General features: G+C 57.7%; 2 protein-coding genes. Both read right to left on the minus strand.

Features of this window, described 5'->3' with window-relative positions; translation table 11 throughout:
* The gene (gene mraZ / locus NQD60_RS08015; RefSeq protein ID WP_223692312.1) at positions 1-429 is read right to left on the minus strand and encodes a division/cell wall cluster transcriptional repressor MraZ; all 429 of its coding nucleotides are present in this window, start codon (positions 427-429) and stop codon (positions 1-3) included.
* Between the two features lie 782 nt (positions 430-1,211).
* Entirely contained in the window at positions 1,212-21,149 is a 19,938-nt protein-coding gene (locus NQD60_RS08020; RefSeq protein WP_257100389.1) for a non-ribosomal peptide synthetase, read from the minus strand.
* Positions 21,150-21,323 lie beyond the last annotated feature (174 nt).

The raw sequence follows: 21,323 nt of genomic DNA on the forward strand, positions 1-21,323 counted from the left end.
TTAGAACGTAAAATTTTTCAATGCAGCAGGCATTTCTTGAGCCATCACCGCTTGTTCTTTAGCTGCATAAGTCTGCGCGTTCCAAATTTCAAAACAGCCGCCCATACCCAGTAACATGACTTCTTTATCGAGCGCTGCGGCGCTGCGCAATTCAGGCGAAATTAACACCCGGCTCGTACCATCCAGTTCGACCTCAGAGGCATTGCCTAAGAAAATGCGACGCCACCAATGAGCATCCATCGGCAAAGCGGCAATTTTTGTGCGAAAGTTTTCCCATTCAGCGCATGGAAAAAGCAGCAAACACCCATCCGGGTGCTTCGTCATCGTCACCCGACCTGCTGCTTGTCCTTGCAACGCCTCCCGATAGCGAGACGGAATCGACATCCGTCCTTTCGCATCGAGTGTCAGCGCTGACGCCCCTTGGAACACTCGTTTCTCCTAACCTGGAACACCTCACGGCGTCCACTCAACCCATTTAACCCTCATTAGAGTTATCCCTAATGAGAAATTCACACAAAAATGCACTTTGTCACACTTTTCCCCACTTTAGATGAAGGCTGAACAATGGTCAAGCGACACAACGGCTTTTTATTTGATTTTTATTAGAAAAAACAACAACTTAGCGAGGATACTTTAGAACCAAAAAGGGAATTCCATTTGAAATAAGGTAGATACTGAGATTTGTGAAAGTAATTTATGAAGATTGAGGAGATCGGACAGCGGGAAAAAGCTAACTTATATGGTGGGCTTCCGGTTTGCAAGGAGATTTTTCAATGATATTCAAGAAAGGAAGGTTGCAGACTTATATTCAGCCTTAAGAAGCAGACCAAAGCCTGCGGGCCCTGGCTACGCTGTTGTCCTATTCGAGTAACGAGCTAAACACCTAATCGTCGATGTTTCTCATCTCCTATCGAGATGCGATGTGCCCGAGTTAAACGTCACGGGCCAAAAGCTGTATCTCTCGCCGGCGATGGACTTGTATAACGTGAATTGCACCCCAAAAGTTGGAACAGGCGTCCCATTTTTGGGGCAGGGTCAGACCAAATTCAATGCGCGGCTTTTTTAGACGATAGAACTGCCTTCAAAGATGGGATAACTCCACTGCCCCCCTGTGCATAAAAAAATTAGGCTACAACGAATACTTGTTTTCGTCATTGACCATTACCAGAAAAGCACCATTGGCATCATCAAACTAACAGCGCTTTTTCGTTTTAGCGCGGTTGATGCTTCTGTAATTCATCTAGTTTCTGAGCCAGAATATGACCGATTTCAGCGGTCGGCGCGGGCCTATCCATGTCTTCGTGTTTGCAGTGGATATCGTAAATCTCGACATTGCCGAGAACGTAAGGCTTCCATAAATCAGGGGTTAGCGGGATAGATTCATCTTCCGTTATCGTTGCACGAAAGAAGAGCACGTCGCCGCCATAAATGAGCGGGGAAAAATGCATTGCAATGTGACAATTGTTTTCGATGACATCTCGGGTTTTTCCCCATAAATATTCACCTGCATCTGGAATACCTTTATCGCCATAGCGACCAAAAAGCTTGATATAGGCAGCCTCTTGATCCATCTCCGGTTCATTGCTCCGCTGAGAATAGTCTGGATAACTATCTAGCAAAGCGAGTAGTGCCACTTTTTCGCCTTGTTGTTCGAGTTGTGTGGCCATGCTGTGAGCGACGCTGCCGCCAAAGGACCATCCCAGCAGATAGTAAGGCCCGCCAGGCTGAATGCGGCGAATTTGCCTGATGTAATCCGAGGCCATGGCGTCGATGGTTTTTGCAAGCGGCGGCACGCCATTGAGTCCACGGGCTTGCAGGCCGTAGACGGGTTGATCCGCGTTTAAATATTTAGATAGAGCGATATAACTCCAGCTCAGACCGGCAGCGGGGTGGACGCAGAAAAGAGGTGGCTGGGTACCTGTGGGTTTGATCGGAAGTAAAACGGCAAATGAATCGTCTTGGGCTCCGTCTAGCTTAAATAAACGCTGCGCCAGTTCCATGACGGTAGGCGCTTCAAACAGCGTGCGCAGGGCGATCTCGACGCCTAACGTGGTGTGAATACGACTGGTCATCTGCATGGCGAGCAGCGAGTGACCGCCGAGTGCGAAGAAGCTGTCGTGACGGCTGATGCGCTCTAGCCCAAGCAGCTCGGCCCAAATGCCCGCGAGGGCGGTCTCAATTTCGCCTTGCGGGGCTTCATACAGCTGATGGGCAAAGGCCTCGTCGTCCGGCGCTGGCAGCGCCTGGCGGTCAAGCTTGCCGTTGGGCGTCAACGGCAGCGCATCCAAGCGCACAAAGGCGGCTGGTGTCATGTACTCAGGCAGCCTGTCCGCGAGGTGCGCACGTAGCGTGCGGGCGAGCTGTTCATCAGGTTCGGCCACGACATAGGCGACCAGGTGCTTGTCACTGCCTTCCCCCCGCGCAAGCACGGCAGCTTCACGCACTTGCGGATGCTCCACCAGGCACGCCTCGATCTCAGCGGGTTCGATCCGAAAGCCGCGGATCTTGACCTGCTGGTCGTTTCGGCCCAAGAACATCAGATTGCCATCAGGCAGGTAACGGGCCAGGTCGCCCGTCTTGTACATGCGGGCATCGTCACGACCACTGAACGGATCAGGGAGAAAACGCTCGGCAGTCAGGTCGGGCTGGTTCAGATAGCCACGCGCGACACCGGCGCCACCAATGTACAGTTCGCCTACCGCCCCCAATGGCGCTGGCTGGCCGTGCGTGTCCAGCAGATAAACACAGGTGTTTGCGATTGGTCGGCCGATATGAGGCCGACTGTCTTCACCATTTTGCGGTCCAGAAGTTGCAACAACCGTGGCCTCAGTCGGACCATAGTTATTCACCAGCGTGAGCCCAGAAGGTAGCCCCTCTGGCAAGCAAGGGAAACGATCCCCCCCGGTCAACAGATGGCGCACGCTCGAGGGCGTTTGCCCACCACTCAATGCCATGACAGCCAAAGGCGTGACCAGAAATGTCACATCGAGGCGCTGCTGATGCCACCATTGCAGCATGGCCAGCACATCATCGGAGACAGCGTGAGGCGGTATGGACAGTGTACCCCCGCAGGCCAAACTAGGCCAAATCTCCCAGGCGCTGGCATCAAATGCCACGCCAGCGGTTGTTGCACTTCTACAGCCGCTATGTAAATCGAAAGTACGGATATGCCATGTGCAGAGATTGGATAGGTTGCAATGCTCGACCATGACCCCCTTGGGCATGCCGGTGGAGCCGGAGGTGTAGATCACATAGGCGAGATGATGGGAGGTTAGTCCCGGGACCTGCGGATTGGTAATGGGCGATTGCGGTAATCTATTTGGATCGAGTACGATCAGTGAAGCGGCCGCCTCGCCGAGCGCGGCGCGTCCAGCCGCATCAGCCAGCAAGATCGTCGGTGTCGCATCGGCGAGGATGTGCGTAAGACGCTCGCCCGGATAAGCCGGATCAAGCGGCACGTAGGCACCGCCCGCCTTCAGGATCGCCAGCAACCCCACCACCATCGCCGGTGAGCGCTCCACACAGATCGCTACGCGCGCATCTGGTTGAACGCCCAACGCAATGAGTTGATGCGCGAGGCGGTTGGCGTGCGCATTCAGCTCGGCATAGCTCCATACTTGATCTTCGTACACGAGCGCGGTGGCTTCTGGCGTGCGCTCGACCTGTTCTTCGAACAACTGGTGAATGCACTGGTGTTCTGGATATGGCGTGGCCGTCGCGTTCCAGGTTTCGAGTAAGCACTCACGCTCTTCGATGGGCAGCACCTCCAGTTGCCAAACCGGCATGTCGGGCGTGTGCTCCAGCGCCTCGGCTAGGCTCTGCAACGTCTGCTGCATATAGCCGCACACCCTAGCCGGATCGAGCGGCTCCACGACTTGGGCAGTCAGAGCCAGTGCGATGCCGCAGTCCTCCACTGACAGCGTGAACGGATAGTTGGTGCGTTCCTGCGCGCCCAGGAATTCCATGCCGGATACGGTTGGGCCCTCGCCCGATGGCATGGCATTGTGTCGGTAGTTCAGCAGCGCACTAAACAGCGGCGCACCGACTGGCACGCCGCTGCAGCGCTGCGCTAGCGCCAGCGACGCGTGTTCATGCTCAAGCAGCGCGGCCAGGCACGCGTGGGTTTGACGCACACTGTCCTTAACGCCACGACTGTCCAGGTCAATGCGTAGCGGCAGCGTGTTGATGAACAGCCCCATCGCACGGTCCGCCCCCTCACCGGCTTGCATGCGCCCGAACAGCACTGTGCCGAACACCACCCGCTGTTGGCCGCTGGCGCGAGCGAGCACCTGAGCCCAGGCTAGATGACACAGACTGGCCAAGCTCACGCCCACTCGTTTGGCTTGAACGCGCAGGCGGTCGTTTAAGTCTTGCGGCAGCATGCGGTGCGATTCACAGACCTGGGCGCCGTTGCGATGAACCTCGGCCAGCCCAAAAGGCAGCGTGGGCGCATCGACCTCGACCAGCATGCGGTTGAAGAAGTGCTCGTGCGCTTGCTGGCTTAGTCCTAAGCGTGCTTGCGCCACCAGGTTGCGGAATGGCTGGGGAGCTGGCAGGGCGTCGCCACGGTCTTCGAGGAACGCCTGAATCTCAGCCTGCATCACATCCAGCGTCGAGTGATCACCAATCAGATGGTGCAGCAACTGGACAAGCAGCCAGCGGCCATCTTTGTTCTGCGTGATCACGAAGCGCAACAACGGGGCCTGAGTTAACTCAATGCGATGTTGACGAGGATCGAAGCGTTGCGTCAATTGCTCAGTAATCGGTCCATCGGCTGGATCCAGAGTGAGCTCCGTGATTGACAGCGGCGCGTGACGCCAGACCACCTGAGCGGGCGTGGACAGACTCTTCCAGACAAAGGCGGTGCGCAGGATGTCATGGCGGTTCACTACCTGCTGGACCGCATCTAGGTAGCGATCGAGCAATGCTCGATTGGCAAAAGCCATCTGGGCGATCAACAGATACGGATCGCCCTCAGTTGCCAGCAGGTGGTGGAAGAGGATGCCGTCCTGCAGGGGGGACAAAGCGTAGATATCCTGGATATTGGCTACCCCGCCCAGGGTCTGTTCAACGATACGGTCGATCTCGTCTTGGGCGAGGTCAATCAACGGCAGCAGGTCTGGTGTCAGCGTGGTCGTGTTGGGCGTAATGAGATTTGGCGGTGTAGCCACTTCGTGATGTTGGCCTACAGATTGGGCCAGCACGCTAAGCGTGGGCGTATCGAACAGTGTGCGCACGGAAATCGTTAGGCCGAGGCGACGCAGGCGTTCAATCATCTGCACGGCGAGCAGTGAATGGCCGCCGAGCGCGAAGAAGCTGTCGTGACGGCTGACGCGCTCCAGGCCCAGCAGTTCAGCCCAGATGCCCGCGAGGGCGGTCTCAATTTCGCCTTGCGGCGCTTCATACACCTGATGGGCGAAGGCCTCGTCATCTGGCGCTGGTAACGCTCGGCGGTCGAGCTTGCCGTTGGGCGTCAACGGCAGCGCATCCAAGCGCACGAAAGCAGTCGGCACCATGTATTCAGGCAACCTAGCCGCAAGGTACGCACGCAGGGTGCTAGCAAGCTGTTCATCAGGTTCGGCCACGACATAGGCGACCAGGTGCTTGTCGCTGCCCTCCCCCCGCGCGAGCACGGCAGCTTCACGCACTTGCGGATGCTCCACCAGGCACGCCTCGATCTCAGCGGATTCGATCCGAAAGCCGCGGAGCTTGACCTGATGGTCGTTTCGGCCCAAGAACATCAGATTGCCATCAGGCAGGTAACGAGCCAGGTCGCCGGTCTTGTACATGCGAGCATCGTCATGATCACTGAACGGATCAGGGAGAAAACGCTCGGTAGTCAGGTCGGGCCGGTTCAGATAGCCACGCGCGACACCGGCCCCACCAATGTACAGCTCGCCCGCTACGCCCAGCGGCACAGGCTGACCATAGGCATCCAGTAGGTAAACTTTAAGATCCGGAATCCGCACTCCAATCGGACTACCTATTTGTTCACTATCCTGCTGCTGCAGAGGCCGATAGGTGACATGCACCGTGGTTTCTGTAATGCCATACATGTTCACCAATTGGGGAGCATGTTCAGAGCACGTCGCGTACCACGCCTGCAAGATGGCGGGCTCAAGTGCCTCACCCCCAAAAATGACATACCGTAAACGGTTCCGTAATGCACTTTGCGCCTGGCTCGCGATGAATGACTTAAAAGCACTGGGTGTCTGATTCAATACAGTGATGCCTTGTTCGCACACCAAACGATAAAATTCTTGCGGCGAGCGGGTAATGTGATGGGGCACAAGGACGAGTTTGCCCCCATAGCGCAAGGCCCCCCATAGCTCCCAGACAGAGAAATCGAAGGCAAAGGAGTGGAATAGACACCAGGTATCGTGCTGGTTAAAGTGATACCAAGCTGCGGTAGCGTCGAACAGACGCACAATCTGAGCATGCTCGACCATGACCCCCTTGGGCGTGCCGGTAGAGCCGGAGGTGTAGATCACATAGGCAAGATGATGGGGGGTCAGTCCCGGGACCTGCGGATTGGTAATGGGCGATTGCGGTAATCTATTTGGATCGAGTACGATCAGTGAAGCAAGGGCCGCCTCGCCGAGCGCGGTGCGTCCAGCCGCATCAGCCAGCAAGATCGTCGGTGTCGCATCGGCGAGGATGTGCGTAAGACGCTCGCCCGGATAAACCGGATCAAGCGGCACATAGGCACCACCCGCTTTCAGGATTGCCAGCAACCCCACCACCATCGCCGGTGAGCGCTCCACACAGATCGCTACGCACGCATCTGGTTGAACCCCAAGCTCGATGAGCTGATGCGCGAGGCGGTTGGCGTGCGCATTCAGCTCGGCATAGCTCCATACTTGATCTGCGTACACGAGCGCGGTGGCTTCTGGCGTGCGCTCGACCTGCTCTTCGAACAAACGGTGAATGCACTGGTGTTCTGGATATGGCGTGGCCGTCGCGTTCCAGGTTTCGAGTAAGCATTCACGCTCTTCGATGGGCAGCACTTCCAGTTGCCAAACCGGCATGTCGGGCGTGTGCTCCAGCGCCTCGGCTAGGCTCTGCAACGTCTGCTGCATATAGCCGCACACCCTAGCCGGATCGAGCGGCTCCACGACTTGGGCAGTCAGACCCAGTGCGATGCCGCAGTCCTCTACTGACAGCGTGAACGGATAGTTGGTGCGCTCCTGCCCACCCAGGAATTCCATGCCGGATACGGTTGGGCCCTCGCCCGATGGCATGGCATTGTGCCGGTAGTTCAGCAGCGCACTAAACAGCGGCGTGCCAGCTGGCACACTACTGCAGCGTTGTGCCAAGGCCAGCGATGCATGTTCTTGTTCGAGTAGTGCGGCCAGCCGCGCATGGGTCTGACGCACGCTGTCTTGAACGCCAAGACTGTCTAGGTCAATGCGTAGCGGCAGTGTGTTGACGAACAGCCCCATTGCACGGTCCGCCCCCTCACCGGCTTGCATGCGCCCGAACAGCACTGTGCCGAATACCACCCGCTGTTGGCCGCTGGCGCGAGCGAGCACTTGAGCCCAAGCCAGATGACACAGACTAGCCAGACTCACGCCCACCCGCTTGGCCTGAGCGCGCAGGCGGTCGTTCAAGTCCTGCGGCAGCATGTGGTGTGACTCGTTAACCTGGACACCGTCGCGATGAACCTCGGTCAGCCCGAAGGGCAGCGTAGGTGCCTCAACCTCGGCCAGCATGTCGATGAAGAAGCGCTCGTGTGCCTGCGGGCTGAGCCCCAAGCGCACCTGCGCCACCAGGTTGCGGAATGGCTGGGGAGCTGGCAGGGCGTCGCCACGGCCTTCGAGGAACGCCTGAATCTCAGCCTGCATCACATCCAGCGTCGAGTGATCACCAATCAGATGGTGCAGCAACTGGACAAGCAGCCAGCGGCCATCTCTGTTCTGCGTGATCACGAAGCGCAACAACGGGGCCTGAGTTAACTCAATGCGATGTTGACGAGGATCGAAGCGTTGCGTCAATTGCTCAGTAATTGGTCCATCGGCTGGATCCAGAGTGAGCTCCGTGATTGACAGCGGCGCGTGACGCCAGACCACCTGAGCAGGCGTGGACAGACTCTCCCAGACAAAAGCGGTGCGTAGGATGTCATGGCGGTTCACTACCTGCTGGACCGCATCTAGGTAACGATCGAGCAATGCTCGGTTAGCAAAGGCCATCTGGGCGATCAGTAGATAAGGATCGCCTTCGGTCGCCAGCAGGTGGTGGAAGAGGATGCCGTCCTGCAGGGGGGACAAGGCATAGATATCCTGGATATTGGCTACCCCGCCCGGGGTCTGTTCAACGATACGGTCGATCTCGGCTTGGGTGAGGTCAATCAACGGCAGCAGATCTGGTGTCAGCGTGGCGGTGTTGGATTTAATACCATTGGGCGGTGTGGCCACTTCGCGATGTTGGCCTACAGATTGGGCCAGCACGCTAAGCGTGGGCGTATCGAACAGTGCGCGCGCGGAAATCGTTAGGCCGAGGCGGCGCAGGCGTTCAATCATCTGCACGACGAGTAGTGAATGGCCGCCGAGCGCGAAGAAGCTGTCATGGCGGCTGATCTGTTCAACATTAAGCAGCTCGGCCCAGATGCCCGCGAGGGCGGTCTCAATTTCGCCTTGTGGGGCTTCATACGTCTGATGGGCGAAGGCCTCGTTGTCCGGCGCGGGCAGCGCCTGACGGTCGAGCTTGCCATTAGGCGTGAGCGGTAGTACATCTAAGCGCACGAAGACGGCTGGCACCATGTACTCAGGCAGCCCAGCCGCAAGATGCGCACGTAGCGTGTGGACAAGCTGCTCGTCCGGCTCTGCTACGACATAGGCGATGAGGCGCTTGCCACCGTTCTCATCTAACGCGAGTACCGCGGCTTCCCGCACTTGCGGGTGCTCAATCAAGCGCGCCTCGATCTCGCCGAGTTCGATCCGAAAGCCGCGGAGCTTGACCTGCTGGTCGTTGCGCCCCAGGAACTCTAGATTGCCGTCAGGCAGGTAGCGAGCCAGGTCGCCGGTCTTGTACATGCGAGCATCGTCATGCTCGCTGAACGGATCGGGAAGGAAACGCTCGGCGGTCAATTCAGGACGATTCAGATAGCCACGCGCAACACCCGCCCCACCAATGTACAGCTCGCCTACTGCTCCTAATGGCACGGGCTGGCCGTGTGCGTCCAGCAGATAGAGTTGGGTGTTCGCGATCGGGCGGCCGATAGGGATGCTTATGCCCTCTTCTGGAAGCGAACCGATTCTATATGTCGTAGCAAAAGTCGTACTTTCGGTCGGACCGTATCCATTGATCAGTTGTTGTGGTGGTGTATTGCGCAGTACTTGCGCGATGACGCTAGCATCGAGCGCATCACCACCCACAATCAATATTTTAAGTTGTGGGAATACGGGCTCTAGCGCCACTGCCAATTGGTTAAACAACCCAACGGTCAGCCACATAATGCTAATGTGTTTTTCCTGCAAAGTACGCACAAAAGCATCGGGCGTAAGAACGGTGTCGCGATCTATCACGACAAGGGTTCCGCCATTGAGCAAAGGCGCCCAAACTTCAAAAGTGCTAGCGTCGAAAGCGGGATTGGCGGCAAAGGCCACGCGATCATTGACTCCGATGTCGGCATAGCCGTTGTTGATCACCAGGCGAGCAATGGCGCGATGCGGCACGAGCACCCCTTTGGGGACGCCGGTCGAGCCTGAGGTGTACATCACATAAGCGGTATCTAGACTGGAATGGACCAGGTCGGGATTGGCGGCGGACACATCCGTTTCATTTACGTCCCTTGATGCCAGACGTAGCAATGGTGTAAGCAGGGCGGCAGGAATCTCGGTATGGGTATCAGTGACCAATAGGCGCGCGGCGCAATCGGCCAAGATCCAGGTTTGTCGCTCCGCCGGGGCTTGAGGATCAATTGGCACATAGGCGGCCCCCACTTTGAGGATCGCCAGTTGAGCGGCGACCAACTCCACAGAGCGCTCAAGCAACGTAGCAATATAGTCACCCGGTTGAACCCCCAGCTCGATGAGCTGATGCGCGAGACAGTTGGCGCGCGTATTCAGTTCGGCATAACTCCATACTTGATCTTCGTATTCCAACGCAGTGGCATGCGGTGTACGCTCGACCTGCTCCTCGAACAACTGATGAATGCACAGGTGTTCTGGATATGGCGTGGCCGTCGCGTTCCAGGTTTCGAGTAAGCGTTCTCGCTCCTCGATGGGCAGCACCTCCAGTTGCCAAACTGGCATGTCGGGCGTGTGCTCTAGCGCCTGGGCCAGGCTCTGCAGCGTTTGCTCCATATAGCCGCACACCCTAACTGGATCGAGCGGTTGCACAACCTGAGCGGTCAGACCCAGCGCAGCGCCGAAGTCTTCCACCGACAGCGTGAACGGATAGTTGGTGCGCTCCTGCCCACCCAAGAATTCCATGCCGGACGCGGTTGGGCTCTTGCCCGATGGCATGGCATTGTGCCGGTAGTTCAGCAGCGCACTAAAGAGGGGTGCGCCAGCTGGCACGCTACTGCAGCGTTGTGCCAAGGCCAGCGACGCATGTTCATGTTCGAGCAGTGCGGCCAGCCGCGCGTGGGTATTACGCACGCGGTCCTTGACACCGGTGTCATCAAGATCAACGCGCAACGGCAGCGTGTTGATGAACAGGCCCATCGCACGGTCAGCCCCAGCACCGGCTTGCATGCGCCCGAACAACACGGTGCCGAACACCACCCGCTGTTGGCCGCTAGCGCGAGCAATCACTTGAGCCCAGGCTAGATGGCATAGACTGGCCAGACTCACGCCCACCCGCTTGGCCTGAGCGCGCAGGCGGTCGTTCAAGTCCTGCGGTAGCATATGGTGTGACTCGGTAACCTGTGCGCCGTCGCGATGGACCTCGGCCAGCCCAAAAGGCAGCGTAGGTGCCTCGACCTCGACCAGCATGTCGGTGAAGAAGCGCTCGTGTGCCTGCTGGCTTAGCCCCAAGCGCGCCTGCGCCACCAGGTTGCGGAATGGCTGGGGAGCTGGCAAGGCGTCGCCACGGCCTTCGAGGAAAGCTTGCACCTCGGTATTCATCACATCCAGCGTCGAGTGATCACCGATTAGATGGTGCAGCAACTGGACCAGCAGCCAGCGGCCATCGCTGTTCTGTGCGATAGCGAAGCGCAGCAACGGGGCCTGGGTCAAATCGATACGATATTGGCGAGGATCGAAGCGTTGCGTCAATTGCTCAGTAATCGATCCATCGGCTGGATCCAGAGTGAGCTCCGTGATTGACAGTGGCGCATGACGCCAGACCACCTGGACGGGCGAGGACAGATTCTTCCAGACAAAGGCGGTGCGCAGGATGTCGTGGCGATTCGCTACCTGCTGGACTGCATCCAGGTAGCGATTGAGCAATGCCCGGTTAGCAAAGGCCATCTGGGCGATCAGTAGATACGGGTCGCCTTCGGTCGCCAGCAGGTGGTGGAACAGGATGCCGTCCTGCAGGGGAGACAAAGCGTAGATATCCTGGATATTGGCTACCTCCCCTGGCGTTTGTGCAACGATACAATCGATCTCGGCTTGGGTAAGGTCGATCAGCGGCAGCAGGTCCGGCGTCAGTGTGTCGGTGTTGGGTGTAATGCCATTGGGCGGTATGGCCACTTCGTGGTGCTGACCCAGAGATTGAGCCAGCACGCTGAGCGTTGGCGTATCGAATAGCGCGCGCACGGATACGGTTAGGCCAAGGCGACGCAGTCGTTCGATCATCCGCACGGCGAGCAGTGAATGGCCGCCGAGCGCGAAGAAGCTGTCGTGGCGGCTGATCTGTTCAACATTAAGCAACTCGGCCCAGATGCCCGCGAGGGCGGTCTCAATTTCGCCTTGTGGGGCTTCATACGCCTGACGGGCGAAGGCTTCGTTGTCCGGCGCGGGCAGCGCCCGGCGGTCGAGCTTGCCGTTGGGCGTCAACGGCAGCGCATCCAGGCGCACGAAAGCGGCCGGTACCATGTACTCAGGCAGCCTGTCCGCGAGGTGCGCGCGCAGAGTGCTAGCAAGCTGTTCGTCCGGCTCAGCTACAACGTAGGCAACCAGCCGCTTGTCGTTGCCCTCGCTCCGCGCAAGCACGGCAGCTTCCTGCACCTGCGGATGCTCGACGAGGCGCGCCTCGACCTCAGCGGGTTCGATCCGAAAGCCGCGAATCTTGACCTGATGGTCGTTACGGCCAAAGAACATCAGATTGCCGTCAGGTAGGTAACGAGCCAAGTCCCCCGTCTTATACATGCGAGCATCGTCACGATCGCTGAATGGATCGGGAAGAAAACGCTCGGCGGTCAATTCAGGACGATTCAGATAGCCACGCGCAACACCCGCCCCACCAATGTATAGCTCGCCCACCACTCCCAATGGCACAGGCTGGCCATGCGCATCCAGCAGATAAAGCCGAGTGTTCGCGATCGGCCGGCCGATAGGTAGCCGATCCAGTTGATCGTCAAGTCTACTCACCTCGTAAGTTGTTGAAAAAGTGGTACTCTCAGTGGGCCCATAGCAATGGATAAGATGACTCGGCCCTCCATTTTTCAGTAACTCTACGAAAGACTCCCGTTTTTCTTGCTCTCCTCCACAGAGTAGATATTTCAGTTGCGCTAAGGCTGGACCTATAGCCAAAACGAATTGATTGAACAACACGGTCGTCAAGAAGAGCGATGTCACCTTATGCCGACAAAGCGCATTTGCTAGACGTTGTGGGTCAGTGAACGTATCGGCATTAATGATGACAATACGGCCCCCATTAAGCAAAGGGGCCCAGACTTCAAAAGTGCTGGCGTCGAAAGCGGGATTGGCGGCAAAGGCCACGCGATCATTGACTCCGATGTCGGCATAGCCGTTGTTGATCACCAGGCGAGCAATGGCGCGATGCGGCACGAGCACCCCTTTGGGGACGCCGGTCGAGCCTGAGGTGTACATCACATAAGCAGTATCTAGACTGGAATGGACCAGGTCGGGATTGGCGGCGGACACATCCGTTTCATTTACGTCCCTTGATGCCAGACGTAGCAATGGTGTAAGCAGGGCGGCAGGAATCTCGGTATGGGTATCGGTGACCAATAGGCGCGCGGCGCAATCGGCCAAGATCCAGGTTTGTCGCTCCGCCGGGGCTTGAGGATCAATTGGCACATAGGCGGCCCCCGCTTTGAGGATCGCCAGTTGAGCGGCGACCAACTCCACAGAGCGCTCAAGCAACGTAGCAATATAGTCACCCGGTTGAACCCCCAGCTCGATAAGCTGATGCGCGAGACAGTTGGCGCGCGTATTCAGTTCGGCATAACTCCATACTTGCTCTTCGTATTCCAACGCAGTGGCGTGCGGTGTACGCTCGACCTGCTCCTCAAACAACTGGTGAGTGCACTGGTGTTCTGGATATGGCGTGGCCGTCGCGTTCCAGGTTTCGAGTAAGCATTCACGCTCTTCGATGGGCAGCACCTCCAGTTGCCAAACTGGCATGTCGGGCGCGTGCTCCAGCGCCTTAGCCAGGCTTTGTAGCGTCTGCTGCATATAACTGCACATCCTAGCCGGATCGAGTGGTTGCACGACCTGAGCAGTCAGGCCCAACGTGGCACCAAAGTCTTCCACCGACAGCGTGAACGGATAGTTAGTGCGCTCCTGCGCGCCTAGGAATTCAATGCCAGATACGGTTGGGCTCTCGCCCAACGGCATGGCATGGTGCCGGTAATTCAGCAGCGCACTGAACAGCGGCCCCTCGGCTGACACGCCGCTGCAGCGCTGTGCCAGCGCTAATGAGGCGTGTTCATGCTCAAGCAGCGCAGCCAGCCGTGCATGAGTATCGCGTACGCTGTCCTGAACGCCACGACTGTCCAGGTCAATGCGTAGCGGCAGCGTGTTGATGAACAGGCCCATCATCGCACAGTCCATACCAACGCCCGCCTGCACACGCCCAAACAACACGGTGCCGAATACCACCCGCTGTTGGCCGCTAGCGCGAGCAATCACTTGAGCATAGGCTAGATGACAAAGACTGGCCAAGCTCACGCCCACCCGCTTGGCCTGAGCGCGCAGGCGGTCGTTCAAGTCCTGCGGCAGCATGTGGTGTGACTCGTTAACCTGTGCGCCGTCGCGATAGACCTCGGCCAGCCCGAAAGGTAGCGTTGGCGTATTAACCTCGGCCAACATATCGGTGAAGAAGCGCTCGTGTGCCTGCGGGCTTAGCCCCAAGCGCGCCTGCGCCACCAGGTTGCGGAATGGCTGGGGAGTTGGCAGGGCGTCACCCTGGCCTTTAAGAAACGCCTGAATTTCAGCCTGCATCCCCTCCAGCGTCGAGTGATCGCCTATGAGATGGTGCAGCAACTGGACGAGCAGCCAGCGGCCATTACTGTCCTGCGCGATCGCAAAGCGTAGCAATGGGGCCTGAGTCAAATCGATACGATGTTGGCGAGGATCGAAGCGCTGGGTTAACTGCTCAGCGATCGCTCCATCGGCTGGACCCAGAGTGAGCTCCGTGATCGACAGCGGCGCATGACGCCAGACCACCTGGGCTGATGCGGATAGACTCTCCCAGACAAAAGCGGTGCGCAGGATGTCATGACGATTGATTACCTGTTGGACTGCATCTAGGTAGCGATCGAGCAATGCTCGGTTAGCAAAGGCCATCTGGACGATCAGTAGATAAGGATCGCCTTCGGTCGCCAGCAGATGGTGGAACAGGATGCCGTCCTGCAGGGGGGACAAGGCATAGATATCCTGGATATTGGCTACCCCGCCCGGGGTCTGTTCAACGATATGGTCGATCTCGGCTTGGGTGAGATTGATCAGCGGCAGCAGGTCCGGCGTTAGCGTGGTGGTGTCGGATGCGATGCCATTTGGCGGTGTAGCCACTTCATGATGTTGGCCCAGAGATTGGGCCAGTGCGTTGAGCGTCGGCGTATCGAATAACGTACGCACTGAGACAGCTAGGCCGATGTGACGCAAGCGTTCGATCATCTGTACAGCTAGCAGCGAGTGGCCGCCGAGCGCAAAGAAGTTGTCGTGACGGCTGATGTGTTCTAGCCCAAGCAGCTCGGCCCAGATGGCGGCGAGGGCGGTCTCAATTTCGCCTTGCGGGGCTTCATACAGCTGATGGGCAAAGGCCTCGTCGTCCGGCGCGGGCAGTGCCTGGCGGTCAAGCTTGCCGTTGGGCGTCAACAGCAGCGCATCCAAGCGCACAAAGGCGGCTGGTGTCATGTACTCAGGCAGCCTGTCCGCAAGGTGCGCACGTAGCGTGCGGGCGAGCTGTTCATCAGGTTCGGCCACGACATAGGCGACCAGGTGCTTGTCGCTGCCATCCTCTCGCGCGAGCACGGCAGCTTCACGCACTCGCGGATGCTCCACCAGACATGCCTCGATCTCAGCGGGTTCGATCCGAAAACCGCGGAGCTTGACCTGATGGTCGTTTCGGCCCAAGAACATCAGATTGCCATCAGGCAGGTAACGGGCCAGGTCGCCTGTCTTGTACATGTGGGCATCATCACGATCGCTGAACGGATCGGGGAGGAAACGCTCGGCAGTCAGGTCGGGCCGGTTCAAATAGCCACGCGCGACACCGGCTCCACCAATGTACAGTTCGCCTACTACGCCCAATGGCACAGGTTGGCCATGCGTATCTAGCAGATAAACACGGATGTTAGAGATCGGTCGGCCAATGGGAACCACTTCACTGCTGAGATCATGTGAGCAACGCCATGCAGTGGCGCAAACGGTTATTTCGGTTGGGCCATAGGCATTGAAGACGACGCCTTGATGAATCAAGGTTTGAAGCAAGCTTGCACCGGGCGCTTCGCCTGCCAGAATCAGTGTTAGAGGGATGTTCAGGCTAGGCAAATCCTCGCCATCCTGAAGCAGCGCAGGAGGTAAAGTAACGTGAGTGATTGCATATCTCGCCAAATAATCCCACAAACCATTTCGGTCCCGTCGAGCGATATCAGGCAGCAGATACAAGCCTGCGCCGCATCCTAAGGCCATGAAGATTTCCGAGACACTCGCATCGAAACTGGGGGAGGCAAACTGCAATACCCGGCTGGAGGGGTGAACCTCAAAACAAGCTATCTGCGCCTGAGCGAGATTCACGACACCTCTATGCTCCACCATGACGCCCTTGGGCGTACCGGTGGAGCCGGAGGTGTAGATCACATAGGCGAGGTGGTGTGAGTTCAGTCCCGGGACCTGCGGATTGCTGATGGGCCATACTAGCAGCACATTCGGATCGAGCACAGTCAGCGAGGCAAGGGCCATTTCGCTTAGTGCGGCGCGTCCAACCGCATCGGCCAGCAAGATCGCCGGTGTCGCATCGGCGAGGATGTGCGTAAGACGCTCGCCCGGATAAGCCGGATCAAGCGGCACGTAGGCACCGCCCGCCTTCAGGATCGCCAGCAACCCCACCACCATTACTGGCGAGTGCTCCACGCAGATCGCCACGCGCGCATCCGGTTGAACGCCCAACTCAATGAGCTGATACGCGAGGCAGTTGGCATGCGCATTCAGTTCGGCATAAGTTAATACTTGATCCTCATATACGAGCGCAGTAGCCTGTGGTGTACGCTCGACTTGCGCTTCGAATAACTGGTGAATGCACTGATATTCCGGATAGGACGCCGCCGTTGCGTTCCACGTCTCGAGCAAAAGTGTGCGCTCGGTCGGCGCGAGGATATCGACCGTGGAAATGGATTGCTGCGCATCGGCAGTCATTGCCCGCAACATGGCCTGCAGATAGCCGACCTGCCGCTCAATTGTCTGACGATCAAAGAGGGCGGTCGCATAACGTAAATCCCCGATGATCTCGTCACCAGCTTCTTGTAAATTCAGTTCGAGATCGAACTTGACGGTGTTGTAGCTCAATGCGACTGGGGTCACCTCCAAAGCAGGCAAGCGCCACTCGGCCACCTCGTTGTTTTGCCAGGCGAACATGACCTGGAACAGCGGCGTATGGTCCAGCTTGCGTGGTGGCTGCACGATCTCCACAACCTGCTCGAAGGGCAGATTCTGATGAGCCTGAGCCGCCATCGTGCTATGCCGGACGCGCTCTAGCAATTGAACCGTATTTGGCTCGCTGGCCAGATCGATGCGCAACGCCAGCGTGTTGACGAAGAAGCCGAGCAAGGACTCAATCTCACGGTGGTTACGATTAGCGCTTGGCGTGCCGATGATGAGATCGTCTTGGCCGGACAGCCTGGACAGGACTGCGCCCCAGGCGGCCAACAGGGTCATAAATAGGGTCGCACCGTGCTCTTGGCCCAGGCGCTTGAGCAAGCGCGTTATTTTCGCATCAAGACGAACCGGCACCTGAGCCCCAGCAAAGGATTGCTGAGGTGGACGGGGCCGGTCGGTGGGCAGATTGAGCAGCACGGGCGCATCGGCCAGTGTCTTGCGCCAGTACGCTCTCTGGGTCTGGAGTCGCTTGCCCGAGAGCCATTGCCTTTGCCAGGCGGCGTAATCTGGATATTGGATGGCAAGCGGCGGTAGCGGACAAGGTTCACCGGCTCGATAGGCCGTATACAGCGCATTCAATTCCTGCAGGAGCACGCCCAAAGACCAGTCGTCCGAGACGATATGGTGCTGTGTGAGCAGGAACACGTGCTCATTGTCAGCGAGTTGAATCAGGCGCGCGCGAATCAGTGGACCTTGCGCGAGATCAAACGGCGTCTTCGCCTCTTGGGCGCTCAAACTTTCCAGTTGCGCATGGGCATTCGGTTTGCCCCGTAGATCATGCCAGTGCATCGGCAAGCCCAACTCGGGGGCCAGAAGCTGAACCTGTGGCTGGCCGTCGATAGTGACGAATACAGAACGTAGTGCCTCGTGGCGCGCGAACAGAGTATTCAATGCTTGTTGCCAGGCGGCCCGATCCAAGGCCCCACGCAAGCGAATGGCCAGCGGAATATGATAATTGTCGCTGATCCCATCGAGCTGTGCGAGAAACCACAGGCGCTGCTGGGCGAACGACGGAGGCAAAATGTCCTTGCGTGACACAGGCGTGATGGTGGGGAGCGTACTGTCTTCTTGGGTCAAACGTTTGTTGACCACCGCGGCAAACGCAGCAAGGCAAGGCGAGTCGAACAGCGCTGCCAGTGGCAGTTCGGCGCCCAGCGCTGCGACGCGGTTCATCAGGCGTATGGCGAGCAGCGAGTGACCGCCGAGCGCGAAGAAGCTGTCGTGACGGCTGATCTGTTCGACATGAAGCAGCTCGGCCCAGATCGCGGCAAGCGCGGTCTCAATTTCGCCTTGCGGCGCTTCATACACCTGATGGGCGAAGGCCTCGTCATCTGGCGCGGGCAGCGCCTGGCGATCAAGCTTGCCGTTGGGCGTCAACGGCAGCGCATCCAAGCGCACGAAAGCAGTCGGCACCATGTATTCAGGCAACCTAGCCGCAAGGTACGCACGCAGGGTGCTAGCAAGCTGTTCATCAGGTTCGGCCACGACATAGGCGACCAGGTGCTTGTCGCTGCCCTCCCCCCGCGCGAGCACGACAGCTTCACGCACTTGCGGATGCTCCACCAGGCACGCCTCGATCTCAGCGGATTCGATCCGAAAGCCGCGGAGCTTGACCTGATGGTCGTTTCGGCCCAAGAACATCAGATTGCCATCAGGCAGGTAGCGGGCCAGGTCACCGGTCTTGTACATGCGAGCATCGTCATGATCACTGAACGGATCAGGGAGAAAACGCTCGGCAGTCAGGTCGGGCCGGTTCAGATAGCCACGCGCGACACCGGCCCCACCAATGTACAACTCGCCTGCTACGCCCAGCGGCACAGGCTGACCATAGGCATCCAGTAGGTAAACTTTAAGATCCGGAATCCGCACTCCAATCGGACTACCTATTTGTTCACTATCCTGCTGCTGTAGAGGCCGATAGGTGACGTGCACCGTGGTTTCTGTAATGCCATACATGTTCACCAATTGGGGAGCATGCTCAGAGCACGTCGCGTACCACGCCTGCAAGATGGCGGGCTCAAGTGCCTCACCCCCAAAAATGACATACCGTAAACGGTTCCGTAATGCACTTTGCGCCTGGCTCGCGATGAATGACTTAAAAGCACTGGGTGTCTGATTCAATACGGTGATGCCTTGTTCGCACACCAAACGATAAAATTCTTGCGGCGAGCGGGTAATGTGATGGGGCACAAGGACGAGTTTGCCCCCATAGCGCAAGGCCCCCCATAGCTCCCAGACAGAGAAATCGAAGGCAAAAGAGTGGAATAGACACCAGGTATCGTGCTGGTTAAAGTGATACCAAGCTGCGGTAGCGTCGAACAGACGCACAATCTGAGCATGCTCGACCATGACCCCCTTGGGCGTGCCGGTAGAGCCGGAGGTGTAGATCACATAGGCAAGATGATGGGGAGTCAGTCCCGGGACCTGCGGATTGGTAATGGGCGATTGCGGTAATCTATTTGGATCGAGTACGATCAGTGAAGCAAGGGCCGCCTCGCCGAGCGCGGTGCGTCCAGCCGCATCAGCCAGCAAGATCGTCGGTGTCGCATCGGCGAGGATGTGCGTAAGACGCTCGCCCGGATAAACCGGATCAAGCGGCACATAGGCACCACCCGCCTTCAGGATCGCCAGCAACCCCACCACCATCGCCGGTGAGCGCTCCACACAGATCGCTACGCACGCATCTGGTTGAACCCCAAGCTCGATGAGTTGATGCGCGAGGCGGTTGGCGTGCGCATTCAGCTCAGCATAGCTCCATACTTGATCTGCGTACACGAGCGCGGTGGCTTCTGGCGTGCGCTCGACCTGCTCTTCGAACAAACGGTGAATGCACTGATGCGCCGGATAATCATGCCCCGTCGCATTCCACTCGACCAGCAACTGTCGCCGCTCTGCGGCATCGAGCAAGTCGATGCCGCTAATTGGCTGTGTGGGTTCGGAGGCGAGGGCATCCAGGAACTTTAAAAAACGGCATTGATATGCAATGAGTTCATCTGCGGTGTAGAGCGTGGGGTTCGCGTCAAAATCAATCCGTAGCGGACCGTCGTCGGATAGAGTATAGACAACGATCATCAGATCTTCGACGGGCCCATTGACGAGATTATGATTGGTCGACGAATGCTTGCCAAAGGACAGCTTATAGTCAAACGGCATGAGATTGATCGTGGGACCAAATAATGGTTGACTTTGCGCCAGCCCAAGTTCTCGCCGTAACGCTTCACTGCGGTAGCGTTGATGCCGAAACCCGCGTTGAATCTCTTGTGCTGCCTGTTCCATCAATAAGGATAGGCTCATGTCCGGCTGCACAGTGAATCGGACCGGCAAAACATTAGCCGTCGTACCGGGAATGCGCCGGTCTTCGCCCAAGCGGGCGGTCCCCGGAAAGCCCAACACCACGTCCTGAGCGCCGATCAAACGATGAAGATACGCTGCCATGGCAGCCATTATGAGCTGCGCCAAACGACTTGCGTCAGAAGCGTGAGTGCGCACCGATTGAGAGCGGAGGTAAGTAGTCTGCCGAAGGCGGTGATACAAAGCGGGGGCTGGACGATCTGCAAGCGTCACCGGTTTGGGCCAATCCGCGCAGTGCTTAAGCCAATATGCTCGGTCTCTTGGAAATTGTGCAGAGGCACGGTAGCGAGCATCATTCTCCAGCAACAGCGATACTGACCCGAAGGGGCACTCTTTCGCTGCCACACCCTTGACCCGCGCGCTATACATTTGCGCCATGCGTTGCGCGATGAGGACGCCTCCGATCCCATCCATCACGATATGGTGATAGCGCTGATACCAGAGAAATCGGTCAGGGGCGACTTTTAACAACGCATAGCCAAACGGTAGGCTGTGCAGAAGGTCGATTGGTTGTTCGTAGTCGGCTCTCATCCAAGCCTCGGCAGCGGCTTGAGGATCAACCTCTGCACTGACATCGATCAAGGGGAGAGACCAATTTAGTGAGCCGACAAATTGTTGAAGGCCATCGTCACTTTCGGTGAATTGAAGACACAGGCTTTGCGCTTCCAAAACCACCTGCTGCAAGGCTGCCTCGAACAAGGTCGGGTCAACGATGCCATGGATTTCTGTGAACTGGCTAATGTTGTAGACAGGGCTTTGGGGCTTGATTTGCTGCGCGAGCCAAATCTCCATTTGTGCAGCGGATAAGGGATAGGTCACCGGCTTAATGCAAGCATGCATAAACATAGGACTTCCTAAAACAAAAGTTAAAGGCCTCCACAGACGAATTTATGATACGTCCAAAAATACATACAGTCAAACTGATGCGTAACGCACCCAGGGCCGCCTCATTATAAAAATGCCAAGAGGGGTATGAATTTAGTAAGCCGAGAGAGATAGAAATGTTTTAGGATTCAAGCC

This window comes from Mycoavidus sp. SF9855, assembly GCF_024582735.1.
GTDB lineage: Bacteria > Pseudomonadota > Gammaproteobacteria > Burkholderiales > Burkholderiaceae > Mycoavidus.